1 protein-coding gene is annotated in these 1639 nt (G+C 67.8%); it reads right to left on the bottom strand.

Annotation, left to right across the window (positions count from 1 at the left end; genetic code table 11):
- Positions 1 to 127 precede the first annotated feature (127 nt).
- On the bottom strand, positions 128 to 1267 hold the full coding sequence (locus NOD94_RS41025) for an amidase domain-containing protein (protein ID WP_281211337.1): 1140 nt from the start codon (positions 1265 to 1267) through the stop codon (positions 128 to 130).
- Between the last annotated feature and the right edge of the window lie 372 nt (positions 1268 to 1639).

The raw sequence follows: 1639 nt of genomic DNA, 5'->3' as shown, positions 1-1639 counted from the left end.
CGGCATCTCCCAGATGCAGATCTCCCGCATCCTCACCCGCACCCTGACCCGGCTCAGGGAAGGCATGCTCGCCGACTGACGATCGGGCCCCGCCCGCCGAACGGCGGGCGGGGCCCGATCGCATCCGTCAGGTGCGGTACGCGAAGTAGCGCGCGTCCGGGTAGGACGCGAGGATGCTCGCGAGCGACTTCCGGTACGTGTTGGTGGAGTGGTAGGTGAGGTACGGCATGCCGTTGCCGCTGCGGTACGTCACCATCATGGAGTGGTCCTTGGACCCGTCCTTGTTGAAGTCCACCTGGAGCACGTCGCCGACGTCCATCTGGTAGACGTTGGCCAGGTTGGCGGCCCGCTTGTTCGACAGCGTGAACCAGGCCCACTCGTTGGCGCCGACCCAGGAGTCGCTCTGGCGGCTGCCGTCGTACCACCAGTTGCGGTAGTCGGAGGAGGAGCCGGGAACCGGCTTCCAACCCCCCGCCTTCAGCGCCTGGCTGATGAAGTTGGTGCAGTCACCGCCCGCACCGTTGAACTTGCGGTACTGCGGGTTGTAGTTGCTCCAGTGCTTCTCGGCGTACTTCGCCATGGCGCTGTAGTCGTACGCACCGCCGGTCTTCGCCTTGGGCTTCGGCGTGGCCGGGTACTTGGTCGCGGCCGGCGTACCGTCCGGGTACTGGTTGCCGTCGTCCTTGACCGTGTTCACCTTGGCGGCGACGGGCTCGTTGACGGCCACGGGGCCGTTCTCCTGGGACTTGACCGAGTCCAGTTCCCAGCGGCCGCCCTTCTTGCTCGTGAGCTTCAGCTCGTAGCGGGTGCGGAAGTCGGTCGTCTCCGGCTCGTCCCCGCGCAGCTTCTTGTAGGTGAGCTTGGTGTCCTCGCTCACCAGCACGGTCGCCCTGCCGCCCGTGACCGTTGCCCGCTCCACGGTCACGCGGGTGTCGGCGCCGCTGTAGGCCTCGCCGAGCTCCGCGAGACGCGTCTTGCGCGAGCGCAGCGACGACAGCGCGGTGTCCTCGTCCTTCTTGAACTTGGCCGACAACCCTGCCTTCGAGGAGCCGGGTGCCGCTCCGCGGCGCCCCTGCTGCTCCTCCACGAGAGCCTCGGAACGGCGGGACAGCACGTCGTCGGCTATGCGGGCGAAGGCGTCGGTGGCGGCGCGGTCGGCCGCCTCGGGCCCGGAACCGGCACTCGCGGAGTAGGCGAGGAAGCTGCCGGACGTCAGGGCCACGGTCAGGGCCGCGATGAAGGCGGGCCTGAACCTCTTCGGTATCACTGTGTATCCCCTTGTCACCCGATCCGCACGAATCGGGGGACCGCATCCTCGCACAACTCGACCACACTTTCGTCACGTTCCGGTCCGGGCCCCGTGCGATGACGGGTTCTCGGACGCAGACCGGGGAGAAGACGGCCCCCGCGCGGCGTGAAGACCCTCCGCTTCGTTACCGGCCGTGGTCACGGCACCACTTCGACGTACACGGACTTCAGTTCGTTGATCGCACAGGATGAGCCTTTAAGGTGTGCGGGAAAGCACAGCAGAGGGGACATTCGGAGTGGGCGGGCAGGATACGTCGGGAAGAGGGCGATCGCGGGGCAGGCGGGCGGCTCCGAAGACCACCGGCATGGCCGCGCCGGGGCGCCGCAGGAA

It is taken from the genome of Streptomyces sp. Isolate_45, from assembly GCF_024721315.2.
Lineage (GTDB): Bacteria > Actinomycetota > Actinomycetes > Streptomycetales > Streptomycetaceae > Streptomyces.
The sequence above is the reverse complement of the archived record's forward strand: the minus strand, read 5'-3'. Positions and strand labels throughout refer to the sequence as shown.